This is a genomic window from Streptomyces sp. NPDC004051 (assembly GCF_053604275.1).
The window spans coordinates 67,450-82,183 of the sequence record NZ_JBSGHG010000013.1; the positions used below are offsets into that span (position 1 = coordinate 67,450).

The window sequence follows — 14,734 nt, forward strand, 5'->3', positions numbered from 1 at the left end:
GACGCCACTGGGCTCGGCCGGATTATGTTCGGAAACACCGAACGTCCACGACGTCCATGCCTGCGTCCTTGGCTGCCTGTACGCCCTCGGTCGAGTCTTCGTAGACCAGGCAGCGGGCGGGTGCAACGGCGAGGCGGGCGGCCGTGAGGAGGAACAGTCCGGGGTCCGGTTTGCCCCGAGGGGCGTCTTCACCGGTGATGACGTCGGTGAACAGAGGGCGTAGGCCGGTGGCGTCGAGGTCGGCGTGGACGGCTCGGCGTGCACCGCCCGAGGCGATTGCCAGGGGCAGGCTGCCGTGCAGGGTCTCGGCAAGTTGTACTACCGGTTGGTAGGTCTGCAGTTCGACGATCTCGTCGAGGATCAGGTCGAGACACTGGGCGACAACCTCGTCGATCGGCACGTGGGTTCCTGCGGCGGCGGCCAGTTCGCTGATCAGCTCTGCACCGGAGGTCCCGATCCTGGACGTGTAGAACGATTCGTCCATGGTGAGACCCCAGCTGGCGCAGGCGCGGGAGAGGCCGCGGAAGTTGAGGGGATGACTGTTGACGAGCGTTCCGTCCCAGTCGAAGAGCACCGCGTCGTAGCGGTCCGGGTCCGGAGGATTCCCGTGGTCGCAGGTGCCGGGCGCCGGGCAGCTGGAGTCGGGTGGTGAAGCGGCGCCGAGCGGGTCGCGTTCGTGTGGTGAGGTGGACGAGTGCTGGTCGGCCAGGGAGCCGATGTGAGGGTGACGTGCCTGCATAGGGGCCTCGCTGTCGCGACGTCAGGTGGCTTTTGTGATCAGGTCTCGTGCGTGGCGCTGGGCGGCCACGGGGTCGGGCGGGGTGGCGGTGACCGCTGACATGAGCCGTCCAAGCAGGTGAACGGAGCGGTAGGCGGCCAAGGTCTCCTCCGAGTGCGGAATGCCGTGGTCGGTAAGGAGTCGGCTCAGCTGGACCGGATGGACGGCGAAGGCATGAGCGGCCCGCGCGTAGTCGAGGCTCGGATCCCCATAGATCGCCAGCTCCCAGTCGAGGCCCGCCGCACCGGCTGGCCCGAACAGGAAGTTCCCGGGTTCCGGATCGTTGTGCAGGAGACGAGGCGCGTCCGGCTCGGGCGGGAGCGCACTCGCCAGTGCCTCGGCCGTGGCGGCGGCTTCGTGGAATCCGTGGCGGGCGAGCGCGGCCTGATACGAGACGAGCCGCTCGCGCAGGTAGTCTCCCCAGCTTGCGGCCCCCGGGTCGAAGAGACGACCGAAGCCGGGACCGGTGATCTGGTGGACACGATGCAGGTAGGGGATGACCCGCCGCAGCGCCTCCTCACCACGGCCCGGCGCCGTGCCGTGCAGACGTCGCAGGATCAGCAGTCGGCGGCCCCGGACGGAACCGCCCGCAAGTACGGACGGGGCTCGTATGCCGGCCTCGGAAAGCCTCTGCAGAGCTGCCTTCTCGGTGTACGCGCGCCAGGGTTCGCGGTAGACCTTGGCCACGGCGCCGGGCAGGCGGAGAAGCCGGTTGCTCGGGGGAATCACCGTGGCGCTCATCGGCTTGAAGCGGGGCTGCTGAAGGCCGCGCGCACGGTCTCGGCGACGGCGGCGTACGGGGCACGGGTGCCAAAGCGCAGGCTGACAGCCGGCCGACCGGCGAGGGCGTCGACAACGCGGGCTCCCTTGCGCGCAAGGTCGTCGGGGCTGCTCGTCCGGATGCCGAGCCAGTCGCTGACGTAGATGTTGTCGCCCGGCGACATGCACTGAGCGCCCAGCAGCTCCCGGGCCGACTCTGGGCGCATCGCCTGCAGATGTAGCTCCTGGGAGCCCTGGATGACCTCCGGAAAGACGACGAGATCCACGGTTGAGGTCGTGGCCAATGGAGTGCCGGTGCGCTCATGCCATTCGGAGGGGAGGATGTGCAGTTTGTTGGAGCCGCGGAAATTCTGCCAGTCGGAGTTCATCGTGGACTGGGGGCGCGTGAGGTCCCACTGCTCGGCGCTCGCGTATCCGAGTGCTTGCAGGGTGCCGCCGTTGAGCCGGATCGGGCCGGGCATGGCGACAGCCTGCGGAGCCACGCCTGAGCAAGCGGCAATCATGGTCCGGTCGTTGGAAAGGAAGGCGCCCTTCGCGGTCGCGGCCAGCGCGAGCGCGAGTGTGGACTTGCCGGCGCCAGAGTCGCCGACGACCAGGATGCCGCGGCCGTCCATAGTGGCGGCCGAGGCGTGCAGGCACACCCAGCCGTCGTCCTCGGCCCGCCGGTAGCCGATCTCCCGCAGATGCCGGGCGGCGTTCATCGTGGCGTCGGTGTCGTCGCAGGTGATGACGGTGAAGCTGCCGGGGTGGCGGACGATGAGCTGCGGCGCGATCCCGGCATCGGGATCGGTCAGGAGTACCGGGCCGCCGGGCATCTGGTGCCATGTTGCCGGGGCACCGACGTGCATCAGCGCAGGGCGTGGTGCTCCGGTACCCCGTGAACGGACACGCTCGGCCAGGGCCGAGACGTGAGCACGGGGCAGGGCGAGACAGCGCATCGTCGCGGTGACGCCGGTGACTGCGGCGTCGGGGCGTACGACGTTCCACAGGTTGCTGGGCGGCGTGAACAGGCGCTGTACGTAGGTCGTTGCGGTGCTGGTAGATGCGAGCACCTCGATCGTGAGACCGCTGAGCTGGACGGTGATCTTCTCGGTGCACCACGCGTCGAGGGAGGCCGCATGGGTGTCGCCGTCGAGGAAGGCGTGGAGCATGGGTATGACCTGATCAGCGGCGAACATCGGCATCTCCGGCTGCGAGGAAGTGTTCGATCTTGCTCTGGCCGTTGCGGGCGTGCGGGATGTGGTGAGCCGTCAGGACGGCGGCGACGGTGTCGGCGGTCTGGGCCACGGACTGCCGTATCTGGGAGGCGGTCGCGGTGACGGGGGTCGCGGTGAAGCAGGCCCCGTACTCGATCTCGACCTGCTGCAGGGTGCCGGGGTGCGGAGCGAGGGTGGTGGTGTCGACGGTGACGGTGGACCAGTGGCCGTCCGTGTCGGCCGGCGAGGGCAGGTCCCAGGTGGCGCGCTGGAGCAGGCCGGCATGAAGGAGGCGTGGGTGACCGAGGACTTCCGCGACCTGGGCCAGGGCCTCGTCACGGGTGGCGGCGGGGCGGATGATTTTGTGGAGCCGGCCGCCCTTGAGGACTTTGGCCTTGGCCCACCAGGTTCCATCGGAACGGGGTGTGAGGGCGGCGTACTCGCGCCTTCCTGTACCGGGCGGCAGATAGATGTCCGAGCGCAGGACCCGCCGGTGGATGTCGGGGCCGCAGACCGGCACACCGGTAGCGGGCAGGTGATCGCGCAGCAGACGGGCGACCGCGGCGGGATTGGCCGGGACGGTGAGGGTGATCTTCTCCTCGGCCTCCGGGCCCTGTCCGGAGCGTTGCCCGGGGCGGGGCAGCGGGAAGTTCACCGCAGCACGCTCATCTGCGATCCGGCAGGCCCACGCCGTGAGGTCTCCGGGCGCGTCGGCGGACACGGTGGTGCGGTGGAAGGCTGCCAGGACGACGGCGTCTGGACGCCATCCCACGGTGACGAAGAAGACGGCCTCACCGGTGAATTCGTCGACATGGCAGGCCCATAAGGGGACGCGGACCACCCCGGGGACGGCCTCCTTCGGCCGCCCGCCGTTGGGCCCGTGCCACCGCTGACGGCGCAGGGTCGGCCCGTCAAGGACGAGAGCGGGGCCGGACACGGGGACGCTGAGATGGGCGTAGGCGACGCCGGGGTCGGTCGGTGAATCGGTGGTGGCCGCGACGAGAAGCACGAGTGAGTCCCTTCGGAATGGGCTACGGCCGGGTGAGGATCGCGCGCCATACCGAGCGCTGCCCCGGGTCTCCCGGGCTGAGGTACTGCACGGCTTCCCCGCTCGGGACGAGTCCTGCGGCATGGATGAAACCGAGCAGGTCCTCGGAGGAAAGGAGCGTCATGTGCTGGCCGTTCGGCAGCGCGTACCGGTCGTCGCCGAGGGGAGTGAGGCACGGGTCGAGGTGACGGGCGGTGAAGAGGTTCAGCGACAGCGTTCCGCCAGGGAGAAGGACCCGGTGCAGTTCGCGCAGCGCCGCGACGAGAGCGTCACGGTGGTGAAGATTGTGCAGGACGCCGTGGCACACGACGAGGGACGCCCTCCGGTCGTCCAGAGGGAGGCAGGTGACGTCGGCTTCGATGAAGGCGGTCCGGGGTCCGGCGTGGCGGCGGGCCTGGTGCAGCATGCCGGGATGCAGGTCGATCGCGAGGACCCGGTAGCCCGCGGCGGCCAGGGCGGGCACGTTCCGGCCGGCACCGCAGCCCGCGTCGAGCGCGAGGGCGGTGTCGGGCACCGGGGCGGTGAGCAGATCGGCGAGGTAGGGCGGCGTGGGCAGCTCGGCGAAAGCGGCGATAGTTGCGCGGTCGTTCCAGTAGGTGCCGGTGGGCGCCGGTCCGGTGTGGGTCACTGTTCCTCCTGGCCGTGGAGGGTGTAGCCGCTGTTCCACGGCCAGCAGCGCACGGTCCGCAGTCCCGCGTCGGCGAACGCCTGCTCGCACCGTTCGGGCGTGCGGGTGAGGGCGACGAAGGTGGGACCGACGGAGGACAGGGTGAGGACCTCGGCGAGGTGCTCGGTGAAGATGTGTTCGACTTTCTCGCCGGCGGCCAGCAGCTCGGGGTGGGAGAAGGCGCAGTTGGCGAGGCTCCCCATCCGGAAGCGGTAGTCGAACAGAAGGCTGCCGAGCGGACCGAGGTCCCCGTCGAGCAGGGCGGGCCAGGCGTCGTGCAGGAGCCGGTAGGCGATCTCGGGGCCGTACGTGCGGCCGGTGGTGGCGAAGGCGTCGAAGTTTCGGGCCTCGGCGGCGAGACTGTCGCGGGCGTCCCAGATCACCGGGTCGTGGGGCATGCCGAGCACGATGCGCATGCCCTCGGGCAGGGCGGCCTGCAGCAGCGGCACGTGCGCGCCGGCGATCACCTGGGCCGCGCCGGGTATGAGCCCGGCCGTCGCGGAGCCGCCCAGACACTGGACCGGCAGAAGGTGAGCGTCGTCGTGGTCGATCTCCTCACCGTGGTTGAGTGCCAGGAATTTGACGAGCCGGCGGGCGGGGACGGGATGTCCGTAGAGCTCGTTGACGGCCGCGGCCACGGCGGCGATCTGCCCGCTGCTCGAGCCGAGTCCGAGGTGCGCGGGCAGGTCCGGGGCGCTCACCCGTACCCGCAGCCGATCTCGAGTGCCGAGTGCCGTGCGCATCAGCAGCGCGGCGTGCCGGGCCAGGACCGGGTGGTCGCAGTCGGGGGTGGTCTGGACGGCGGGTCCGTTGCCGACGATCTGGACCTCGACGCGGCGCATGAGGTCGCAGGCGAAGAGGAGTTCGCCCGCGAGGTAGGCGCCCTGACTGGGAACGATCTTGCTGGAGTCCAGGGCCATGGCGTTGATGCGGCTGGGGTAGTCCAGGCGGACGTGATCGGCAACGGGCTGTGGCGGGTTGCTGGGCCTGGGGTCGAGTGCGAGCGGGGAGCGTGGGGCGCCGAGCGGGAAGGGCGGAAAGTCGCTGTCGATGGAGGTGCTCATACGGGACTCCCGGGGCTGAGAAGGGCGCGGGCGCTTTCGGTGACGTCGAGCAGGCGGTCGAGGGCGCTGGTGGTGTAGCCGCCGCTGCCGAGGGCCCCTTCGGTCCGGACGGCCATGTTGTCCCGTGCGAGTTGGCGGTGGGGCAGGCGAAAGCGCAGCAGGTCATCGATGAGCAGGGCGACGGCCGGCCGCAGGTGCGGGTGGTGGCGGGCGAGGCGGGCAAGACCCGGAGTCCGGCGGGCTGTGTCGACCATGGCACGGTGGTGCGGCGGCAGGTAGAGGACGTTGTCGGTGAGGTACTGCTCGTACCAGGCGGCGAGGTTGCCGGTGGCGGCCTGGCTGAGGATCATCACGTCGAGGACGAGCAGTGGCATCTGGGCGCCGCCCGGCGCGTAGTAGGTGGTCCCGTCGATGTCCAGAGGCGGGTAGTACGGACGCAGGAGACCGGTGAAGTACTCCGGTGTCAGCGTGCGTTTGACCGTCAGCAGATGCGCGGCGAAGGCTCGCAGTCGCTCGTGGACGGTCGCGGCGAGAGAATCGACCGCTTCCTGGTTGGCCGCCTCAGGCATGCCGGCGCAGTGCCGGATCGCGTCGTCGAGGGCGTGGCTGGCGTCGGTGACCTCGTCGATGAAAACGTGCTCGCCCGGGGTGTCGGTGAAGGAGCGCCTTCGGAGACCACGGGGGTTGCGGGTCGCGTAGGAGTACACGGTTTCCCGGGGGACCTCGTCGGCTGTGGCGCCCAGGTGGAGCATGGCCGCTTCGACGGCGGGCGGAGGGATCTGGCGGGAGGTGTGGCGGGCGAGGGAGGCGGTGATCATGCCCAGGTCCCGTAACGCCGCCCGGGCGGGGGCGACGTCACGGATCGAGGCAGCGTGCCGGGAGAGGCGCTCGGCTCGGGTGTGCAGCCACCTGGTGTCGGCCGCGATGTTGGCCTGGGGCAAGGCCCTCATCACCGCGTCGGCGCCGAGCGGGTCGAGCGTGGCCGTGATCGAGTCGAGGTCGTGGGTGAGCGTCATAGTCCTCTCCCGGCTCCCGGTGTCCCGGGCGCGGTCATTCGATGGGCAGGTCGTCCCGGTAGGACCACACGCGGCCGGCGCTGAGGGTGTCGAGGTAGTCCAGCAGGGGTTCGATCTCGGGTCGGGTCGCGGTAGAGGACGCCAGGACGGCCTTGGCCTCGGTCAGCGGCAGCAGGACCGCGCCGGTCACTTTGCCGTCCGGGTCGTGCACCGCGATCTCGCCGTCCCACTCGGTGCAGTCGAAGGTCAACACCACGGTGGAGGGGTACCTGTCGGTCGTGGTGTTGACCAGGCAGGCCAGCGGGCCAACCGCCCTCAGGTTCAGGCCGGTCTCTTCCTTGACCTCGCGGACCAGGGCCTCGGTGAGGAGTTCGCCGCGCTCGACGCCGCCGCCGGGGACGGACCACATCTCCTTTCCGTCGCGCTGTTCCTGGACGAGGACGATGTGGTCGTCGCGGCGCAGCAGTGCGGCGACGACCTGGACACCGGGCCCGGTGACCGGGGCGGGAGCCGGAACGGCTGTGGTGGCGGTGTCGTTGGCGGTCATGTTCGCTCCAGTTCGGTTCGCAGGGCCGCGGTGCACCCGGGGAGCTGGGTGGGGTCACGGCCGTGCCAGTACAGGAAGTACGACAGGGTGATGACCAGGCGGTGGAAGGCGAGGCGCTGCTCGAACAACGGGTCGGCCCCTTCCCCGCGTTGCTGCCAGTAGGCGTGTAGCATCTGTTGCCGGTCGTGGGCGGAGGGCAGGCACCAGCGGTCGGGTTTGACGAAGTCGCTGGCGTATTCCGCTGTGGTGGCGTGGTCGAAGTCGAGCAGGGCGATCTTGCCGCCGGGACGGATGAGGATGTTATCGGGGTGGATGTCCTGATGGGTATTCACGCACTCGTGGTCGCTGAGTGTTTCGGCCAGATGCAGCCCGCGCCTGCGGGCTGCCTCGGCGAGCGCGGTGGGGATCAGCCGGTGTCGGCGCAGGCCGTCCAGGAGGTCGGAAAGTTGGCGGGCACGGGAGGCCGGTGTCGCCATGAGGGGAGGTGGTGGCTGGGTGGAGTGCAGCAGGGCGATCTGGTGTCCGAGCCGCGGCCACAGGTCCGCCGTGATGGCGTTGTCCTGGCGGGCTTCGGCGAAGGTGCGGCCATCCAGCCATTCCTGGAGCAGGAAGGGGCCAAGGTCAGGGTCGGTGCCCACGCGCAGGACCTGCGGGACTGCGGCGCCGCCCGCCCTCGCGTCGCTCATGGCCGCGGCCATCTGGCGCAGATGGGCTTCGCCCTCACGGTCGTTGAGCTTGAGGAGATAGGCACGGTCGGAGTCGGCAAGGTGCCAGCAGGTGTTGAAGCGGCCCTGGGGCAAGGGCCGGGCGCTGACGGTTTTGGCGCCGGGCAGGAGACGGCTGAGGGCCGTGTGGTCGAGCGTGGCTGTGGTCATCGGCCGGCTCCCGCGATGACGAGGCCGGCGGGCAGTCCGTCGCACATGAACACCTCGTGGACGCTCTCGGCGAAGTCGATGACCTGCTCGACGCCGAGCTGGTCCGGGTCGCGAACGTCCAGGCGGGGCAGTGCGTCGTGCAGCCGGCGGCCGAGGTCGAAGGGCGCGGCGAGGTCGATGGCATCGGTCCTGGGTTCGGACAGCGCGGTGAGCGCCAAGTGCAGGCCGCTGTCGCTGACCCTGCCGTCCACGGTGCACAGTCCCGCGGTCGCGGAGCGTGCTGCCAGTACGGTGCCGATGCCGGTAGGGGCGAGGAGTTCCGCCAGGTAGGCGGTGCCGGTCCAGGTCCGGCCGGCCTCGATGTCCAGCTCGGTGTCGAAGAACCGGTTCGGGAAGCGCCGGAACTGCTCGCGCCGAAGGTGCCGGCGGCGCGGCAGCAGCACATCGGCGTTGTGACGGGCCATCTGGACGACGGGGGCGGCGGTGCCGTCGGTGCGGCGCACCCTGATCTCGGCCGAGGTGTCGATGGAGAAGGAGTAGTCGTCGCTGTGGGGGCGGAGGAATCCCGCCGCGTCCTTGCCGATCTTGGCGGTGATGGCGTCGGGGAAGATCTGCAGCTCGTCGGCTTCGGTCTCGCCGAGGGCCTTGTACTCGGCGGAGCGGAAGGTGCCGTCCGCCTCGAAGTTCAGCAGGACACGCAGGGAGCCCGGCAGCAGCATCGTGGCGTGGATCGCGCCGACCAGGGACAACTGCTGCTGGTGGAGGTCGAGGACTTCGAGGAAATAGCGCTCGGTGCGCACCCCCATCAGCTCATTGGCGAAGGGATTCTTCAGGTCGGGAGCGTAGATCCACAGGTCGCCGCCAGCCCGCGCCTCGCCCCAGCGGATGTCCTGCATCTGCTCGCCGGTGGCGCGCCGGTGGGCGAAGGTGTGGAAGGAGTAGCCCGGCACCTGCGGGTCACGACGTCCTTCGGGGTGGACGACGAAGTGACGGAAGCAGTCGGTGTGGGTGCGGGTGTCCGCGATCACCTCGGAGGTGATGCTCCGCCCGCTGCCGCGGTCTTCGGAAGCCGTCGCGCGGGCTTGGGCGGTGGCATCGGCCAGGTGTCCGGCGAACGCGGTGATCTGGGCATCGGTCAGGGAGGCGGAGGCGTAGAAGTGGTAGTAGAGGCGGGTGCCGCCACCGTGCGGGTCCGGGAGGCTGAGGGGGACGAGGCGGTAGCGGTCGCACAATTCCGGCGGCAGCCGTCCGCCGGGGTGGCTGAAGGCGGCGGAGAGAACGGGCGCGTGTGGGGCGGGCACGAGCAAGGCGTCGGGGTCGGCGGCCCGTACGGCGGCGGTGAGCTGGTCGCGGTGTTCGAGGCAGCGGGTGGTCAGGGCGGTGTAGCCGGTACGGCCCAGCGTGTGCAGCGTGGCCCACAGGGCTGCTGCGGTGGCGCCGGGGCGGGAGCCCAGCACGGTCTCGTCGGGGATCCGGGTGTGCGGGTCGATGCGGGTGACGTGTTCGAGCAGTCCCTTGCGCACGAGCAGGGCCCCGCACGCGTACGGCATGAGACCGGCCTTGTGGGGATCGACGGCCATGGAGTGCACGCCGGGGCTGCGGAAGTCGAAGGGCAGATCGGGGGCGGTGAAGGGGAAGACGAATCCGCCGTGGGCGGCATCGACGTGCAGGAAGCATCCCGCCTGTCCGGGGTGCTGGAAGGCGAGGTCGCGCAGGTCGGCGGCGATCTCGTCGACGGGGTCGGCGAAGCCGCTGTTGTAATAGCCGGCGGTGGCCACCACGATGATGCCGGTGATCCCGGCCGCCATCGCCTCCTGCGCGGCGTGGCGGACCTGGTCGCGGGCCAGGGTCCAGGTGGGCCCGGCAGGCAGGCGTACCAGGTCGAGGTCGAGGATCTCGGCAGCCTTGCCGACCGAGGCGTGGCACAGGTCGGAGGTGATCACGCGGACCTGGTGGCCGTCGGCGCGCAGCAGGTTGCGGGCGATCCGCAGGGCGGCAAGGGTTGCTTCGTTGGCGCCGCCGGTGAGGTGTCCGTCGAGGGCGCCGCCGCGATAGAGGCCGGCGAGGACGGCCAGGGCTTCCTTCTCCAGCCGCCGAGTGCCCGCCTTGCCCTCCCCGAAGCGGGTGTGGGTGCCGACGTTGTTGGTGTTGAGCGCGGACCAGTCGCCCAGGACACGTACCGCCTCCGGATGCGGGGCGGCCATCGCGAAGCCGAGCCGGGTCTGCTCGGGGTCGTCCCACGCCGGTATCTCGCGCCGGGCCTGTTCGAGGTGCTCGTCGATCAACGCGCGGCTCCAGCCGGTTTCGGGGAACGCGGTGGGCACGGACCAGCCGATGTCCAGGTCACCCATGAACGGTGCCTCCTCGGGTTTCGGGGGCGATCTCACCCAGGTGCTCGGTCTTCGTGAACCTCAGTTCCCGGCCGGTCAGTTGGGCGACACCCGCGCGCACGCCCAGCAGCCACGGACCCAGCGCGCTCACCGCGGGCTGCAGCATGTAGGTGACGACGGCCGCGGCGGTGGGCGGCTGCCGCCAGGTCCCGCCGGCAGGGCCGGCCGCTCGAAAGTCGTCGAGGACGCGTCCGCGCAGCCGGTAGGCCACAACCGGCTCGATCAGGCCCGCTGCCAGAGCGGCGGCCACCAGCGGCCCGTACCGCCGCCTCACCACCAGGTGGGTGGCGACGGTGCCCATCACCGCCGGTCCCAGCGCCCAGGCCGCACCATCGGCCAGGGCGCGGGCAGCCAGGAGCCGCTGCCCGGCAGCCGAGAGACGGGTGGGGTGCGCTTTGGCGAAACGGTAGTCGTGGCGGGTCGCGGCGTTCGCGAAGGCCACGCTGCTGAACGCCCGCGCCATCGCCCCCACGCTCTGATACGGCTCGACGATGTTGACCGAAGGCAGAACCGCGATCGGCTCACCGGCCATGCTCAGGCGGTGACCGACGGCGAGGTCATCGTGCGGTTCCTGGAAGAACCCGATGTCCTCGATCTTGTCGCGGCGCACGATGAGCCCGGAGCCCACCCCGTAGACCATCGGGCGTGCGAGCGCGGCCAGCAGCCGGGGGCGCCGGCCGGGAGCACACCAGCGGGCCACTCGGATACGGCGGTACTCGATGCCCAGGGTGCGGCGGAACGAGGCAAGATCCTGGCCGGACATCACCGCCGAGCGCCGCCCGCTGCTACTGCCGGGGAAGGCGGGCAGCATCGGCTGCTGGATCATCGCGGGCCGCCCCTTCGCGGCGTGGGCGAACTGGGAGGCAAGCCGGGCATCGGGGACCGCGTCGGCGTCGAACACCGCAACGTAGTCCCCGGCGGGCGGGGACAGCTTGTCCAACGCCGCCACGGCGTAGTTGAGCTGGGAGGCCCGGCGGCCCTGCCCCGGGTAGGACACGACGGCGAAGACCTCCCGGCCGAGCCTGGTGTTGTGCTGGTAAGCCAGGTTCCGGCACACGTCTTCGGTGGTGGGCCGGCCGCTGGGGGTCTCGGCAGCCTCGCGTGCCGCGGTGACGACCAGGACGTGCAACGTCGGCCACCGGGCGGCGAGCGCGGCGAAGTGCTCCAGCGAGCGGGGCATCACCGCCTGCTCCCGCAGCGCAGGAATGATCACCGTCAGACCCGGCGTCTCCTCGGGAAGGTCCTCCTCGGCACGGTCGGCCTCGGTACGCAGGGACCGGTAGGACAGGGCCAGGGAGGCCGTCATGTAGAGGGCCCTGGCGGTGTAGGCGGCGGCGAGCAGCCGGCTGGCGCGGATCACGCTCTCTCCTGTTCGACGAGGCCCAGTTCAGCCAGGCACTGTTCGGCGTCCTCGAAGTAGCGAGGGCGGACTTGGGCACGGCAGGCCAGGATGCGGGCCCGCGCGGCGGAGGCTCTCCATCCGCGCGAGCGCAGAATCGTGTACGCGGCGGCCGGGGAGCGGTTCACTCCGGCCGCGCAGTGGACGTACAGCCGGGCGTTCTCCTCGCGTGCCGCCCGTTCGGCGAAGGCCAGGCAGGCGGAGTACCAGTCGGTGCCGCGCGAGGCGCCGTCGTCCTCGGTGGGCGCCGAACACCACACCAGGCCGGGGCAGATGGCCGCGGGCGGTGGCATCTGGCGCGGGGTCCGGCAGTCCAGGACGTGCGTGACGCCCCGGTCGAGGAGCTCGTCCACGGCGCGTGTGCTGTCGGGTGCGGCGCCGAGCAGGAGCCAGCTCGTGACCGGATGGGCATCGAGGCGGAGTTCAGTGCCCATGAACCGCCTCCCGGGCCGCCGGGCGGGGAGCCGTGTAGATCCTCTCGGCGGTGCCGTGGACGAGCCGCCGGGCGATGTCCTGGCCCATGGTGACGGCGTGGTCCATGTTGCCGATCTCGTAGCGCCAGGTGCCGAAGCGTCCGCGCGAGTAGATCCCGTGGCTCTCCAGCCAGGGCTGGATGAGCGCGAGGGCCGTGTCCCGGCCGGTGGTCGGGACCGGGTAGGCGTAGGGGATCAGCTCCAGGTGGCCGCTGACGCGCCGGGCCCCGTCGGGAACCAGACCGCAGCGCCGCAGAGCCGTGTCGCACTCCTCGACCAGGGCGGCCTCGTCGAGGAGGGTTCCGGCGGGCAGCGACGTCTCGGTCATCCAGGCCGAGTACCGGCTGGGGTCGGAGTGAGGGACATTGGTCGGCGCGTACCGGGAGAAGTTCGTCGCCCGGTAGAACGGCGTCTCACGGCCGGGAAAATACAGCCACGAACGCCTGTCGGTGGTCGGTGACTCGTAGCCGAGGCCCACCATGACCACGGTGGTGTGTTTCAGGGCCGTGGCGGCCTGGCGTACCTGCGCGGGTACCCCGGCCGTCATCGCGACGAGTTGGTCGAGCGCGCCGGTGGCCACCAGACTCCCGTAGGAGAGAACGGCGCCGTCGGAGGTCACCAGGGTCTTCACCGCCTCGTCGATGCGCAGGACGGCCTGCCCGGTCCGGACATCTCCCTCCAGGCGGGAGGCCAGCCGCTCCCAGATCGCGCCGGTGCCGCCCGACGCCGGGAAGGCGAACTGTGCGTTGGGGCCCCACCGGCTCGTGGACGCCGTTTCCGACGCCCCCCTCCTTCGCAGCGCACTGGTGTCGGCGGGCGCGACCCGCTCCGCTATCCAGGAGGAGGACATCTCGCTCAGGGCGGTGGCCCATATCTTGTGGTTGTACGGGGCGAAGAACTCTTCCACCAGGGTCGGACCGTAGGTGGCCTCCAGCCACACGCCGAAGTCCGTTCCCGAAGAGGCCGGGCCGCGGGCCTGCGCCGCGGCCAGATCGTCCAGGCACTTCTGGGCTTGTGCCCGGGGGAGGTGGCGCAGGTGCTGCTGGAAGGGGTAGGGCACCCATCGTCCGCTGTGCCGGACGAACGAGGAACGCTCGTGGCGCAACAGCTCATGCGGCGCGAACAGTTCGTCCAGTAACGCGTCGAAGCTCTTCACCGTGGAGAACACGACGTGACCGCCGAGATCCCAGGTGAAGCCGGCCTCGTCGACGACCGAGGATCCTAAGCCCCCGACCGTCTGCGCGGCCTCCAGCAGTACCCAGTCGCGGTGACCGAGGCGCTGGAGTTCGTGAGCGCACGCGAGTCCGCACGGTCCCCCACCCAAGATCACCACCGGGATGGTGGCGCGTGCTCTGGCGTTCCTCACGACACTCTCCTCCTCGCGCGGCCGAAACTCAGTCGGTGACTGCTTCTCGGCCTGTTGTCCTCTTGGAGTTGATGCAGGCGGCAGCCCGCGGACCACGGCCAGGGAGCGAACGTCACAGACGGAGTCGGTAGGTCTGGCGCGTGCCGTCCGCCGACAGGGGCAAGACAGGTGCGAAGCCGAGGTGTTCGTAAAAGCCACGGGCGTCCCGGCCAGGGTGGTCCGGTCCGAACGTCGTCACCTCGACCGTGCCCGGAGCGACGGCGAGGTCGCGCAGAGCGGAGCGAACCAGCAGTCCACCGATGCCCCGGCCCCGCCAGGCGCCGCCGACCGCCAGCCAGCTGATCTCGTAGAGCGGTGGATGGACCGACATCAGCAGCCCGCCGGCGAGCGCACCGCCGGACACATCCGGCGTATCGCGTACGCACAGGGCGGTCCCGCGCTTGATGTTGCGTTCCACGGCCTCCCGGAACTGCGGATCGTCGACCATGGGGCCGAACAGATCCTCGACCTCGCCCGCCAGGTGCAGCCATGCGGGAAGATCGGCCTGGACGGCGGGAACAGCCTGCATGAGCGCTCTCCTGACAGGACGGGACCGGTGTTGCCGCGCGGATCTTTCGTGATCGTTCAGCCATGGTCCGCTTCTTCCTCGCCGCCGACGAGGGGGCGTCCGAGGCGAAACCACACCTGCTTCCCGGTGAGCAGGGGCTGGGTCTGCAACTCCTCGGTCAGCGCGGCCAGCAGGAACAGGCCCCGGCCGCACTCGGCGTCGTCCACCGGCTCTTTCACCGCGGGGAGTGCGTCGTCGAAGTCGGTCACGCCGACCAGGACGCCGTCGGGCATCTCACGGATCAGGAGCTCGCAGTCGCCCGAAGTGTGTTTCCAGACGTTCGTCAGCAGCTCGGTGACGCCGAGCTCGGCCACGAAGCTCAGGTCGCTCTTGTGCCACATCCGCAGCAGGATCCGTACGATCTCGCGCACGGGCTCCATCGCATCGGGGCTGATCTCCGGCAGCACCATGTGGTGCTGCCGGACCGGGCTGATCACCATCCCAGGCACTGGCCCTCCAAGCGGCGCGGACGTGCACCCGATCGCGGTGGCACTGCGTAACCGGTACGCCACGGTCCGAGTAGGCGAG

General features: G+C 70.5%; 15 protein-coding genes. All 15 read right to left on the reverse strand.

Going from position 1 to position 14,734, the window contains the following annotated elements:
* Nucleotides 1-22: 22 nt before the first annotated feature.
* Nucleotides 23-739 carry an HAD family hydrolase gene (locus ACWEQO_RS16355; protein ID WP_452983474.1) on the reverse strand — a complete coding sequence of 239 codons (717 nt, stop codon included), beginning with the start codon at nt 737-739 and terminating at the stop codon, nt 23-25.
* A 21-nt stretch (nt 740-760) separates the two neighbouring features.
* Entirely contained in the window at nt 761-1,519 is a 759-nt protein-coding gene (locus ACWEQO_RS16360; RefSeq protein WP_452983477.1) for a phosphotransferase, read from the reverse strand.
* Nucleotides 1,516-2,736 carry a hypothetical protein gene (locus ACWEQO_RS16365; protein ID WP_452983480.1) on the reverse strand — a complete coding sequence of 407 codons (1,221 nt, stop codon included), beginning with the start codon at nt 2,734-2,736 and terminating at the stop codon, nt 1,516-1,518. Before ACWEQO_RS16365 ends, ACWEQO_RS16360 begins: the two co-directional genes overlap by 4 nt.
* On the reverse strand, nt 2,723-3,763 hold the full coding sequence (locus tag ACWEQO_RS16370) for a hypothetical protein (protein ID WP_452983482.1): 1,041 nt from the start codon (nt 3,761-3,763) through the stop codon (nt 2,723-2,725). The genes ACWEQO_RS16365 and ACWEQO_RS16370 overlap by 14 nt, the downstream gene beginning before the upstream one ends.
* A 22-nt stretch (nt 3,764-3,785) precedes the next feature.
* Nucleotides 3,786-4,430 carry a class I SAM-dependent methyltransferase gene (locus tag ACWEQO_RS16375; protein WP_452983485.1) on the reverse strand — a complete coding sequence of 215 codons (645 nt, stop codon included), beginning with the start codon at nt 4,428-4,430 and terminating at the stop codon, nt 3,786-3,788.
* Complete coding sequence (locus ACWEQO_RS16380) at nt 4,427-5,533, reverse strand: GHMP family kinase ATP-binding protein (RefSeq protein ID WP_452983488.1); 1,107 nt, start codon at nt 5,531-5,533, stop codon at nt 4,427-4,429. Before ACWEQO_RS16380 ends, ACWEQO_RS16375 begins: the two co-directional genes overlap by 4 nt.
* Nucleotides 5,530-6,549, reverse strand: a complete 1,020-nt coding sequence (locus tag ACWEQO_RS16385) for a monodechloroaminopyrrolnitrin synthase PrnB family protein (protein WP_452983491.1) — start codon at nt 6,547-6,549, stop codon at nt 5,530-5,532. The genes ACWEQO_RS16380 and ACWEQO_RS16385 overlap by 4 nt, the downstream gene beginning before the upstream one ends.
* A 34-nt stretch (nt 6,550-6,583) precedes the next feature.
* Nucleotides 6,584-7,096: an NUDIX domain-containing protein gene (locus ACWEQO_RS16390; protein WP_452983494.1), complete on the reverse strand. Its 513-nt coding sequence runs from the start codon at nt 7,094-7,096 to the stop codon at nt 6,584-6,586.
* Nucleotides 7,093-7,971: a phosphotransferase family protein gene (locus ACWEQO_RS16395; RefSeq protein WP_452983497.1), complete on the reverse strand. Its 879-nt coding sequence runs from the start codon at nt 7,969-7,971 to the stop codon at nt 7,093-7,095. Before ACWEQO_RS16395 ends, ACWEQO_RS16390 begins: the two co-directional genes overlap by 4 nt.
* Complete coding sequence (locus tag ACWEQO_RS16400; protein WP_452983500.1) at nt 7,968-10,322, reverse strand: pyridoxal phosphate-dependent decarboxylase family protein; 2,355 nt, start codon at nt 10,320-10,322, stop codon at nt 7,968-7,970. Before ACWEQO_RS16400 ends, ACWEQO_RS16395 begins: the two co-directional genes overlap by 4 nt.
* A complete protein-coding gene (locus tag ACWEQO_RS16405) occupies nt 10,315-11,721 on the reverse strand; it encodes a glycosyltransferase (protein ID WP_452983503.1) in 1,407 nt (468 codons plus the stop codon). Before ACWEQO_RS16405 ends, ACWEQO_RS16400 begins: the two co-directional genes overlap by 8 nt.
* Nucleotides 11,718-12,194: a protein-tyrosine phosphatase family protein gene (locus ACWEQO_RS16410; protein WP_452983506.1), complete on the reverse strand. Its 477-nt coding sequence runs from the start codon at nt 12,192-12,194 to the stop codon at nt 11,718-11,720. The genes ACWEQO_RS16405 and ACWEQO_RS16410 overlap by 4 nt, the downstream gene beginning before the upstream one ends.
* Entirely contained in the window at nt 12,184-13,599 is a 1,416-nt protein-coding gene (locus ACWEQO_RS16415; RefSeq protein WP_452983509.1) for a protoporphyrinogen/coproporphyrinogen oxidase, read from the reverse strand. Before ACWEQO_RS16415 ends, ACWEQO_RS16410 begins: the two co-directional genes overlap by 11 nt.
* Nucleotides 13,600-13,711: 112 nt before the next feature.
* Nucleotides 13,712-14,167 carry a GNAT family N-acetyltransferase gene (locus ACWEQO_RS16420; RefSeq protein WP_452983512.1) on the reverse strand — a complete coding sequence of 152 codons (456 nt, stop codon included), beginning with the start codon at nt 14,165-14,167 and terminating at the stop codon, nt 13,712-13,714.
* Between the two features lie 56 nt (nt 14,168-14,223).
* Nucleotides 14,224-14,646 carry an ATP-binding protein gene (locus ACWEQO_RS16425; RefSeq protein WP_401459062.1) on the reverse strand — a complete coding sequence of 141 codons (423 nt, stop codon included), beginning with the start codon at nt 14,644-14,646 and terminating at the stop codon, nt 14,224-14,226.
* Nucleotides 14,647-14,734 lie beyond the last annotated feature (88 nt).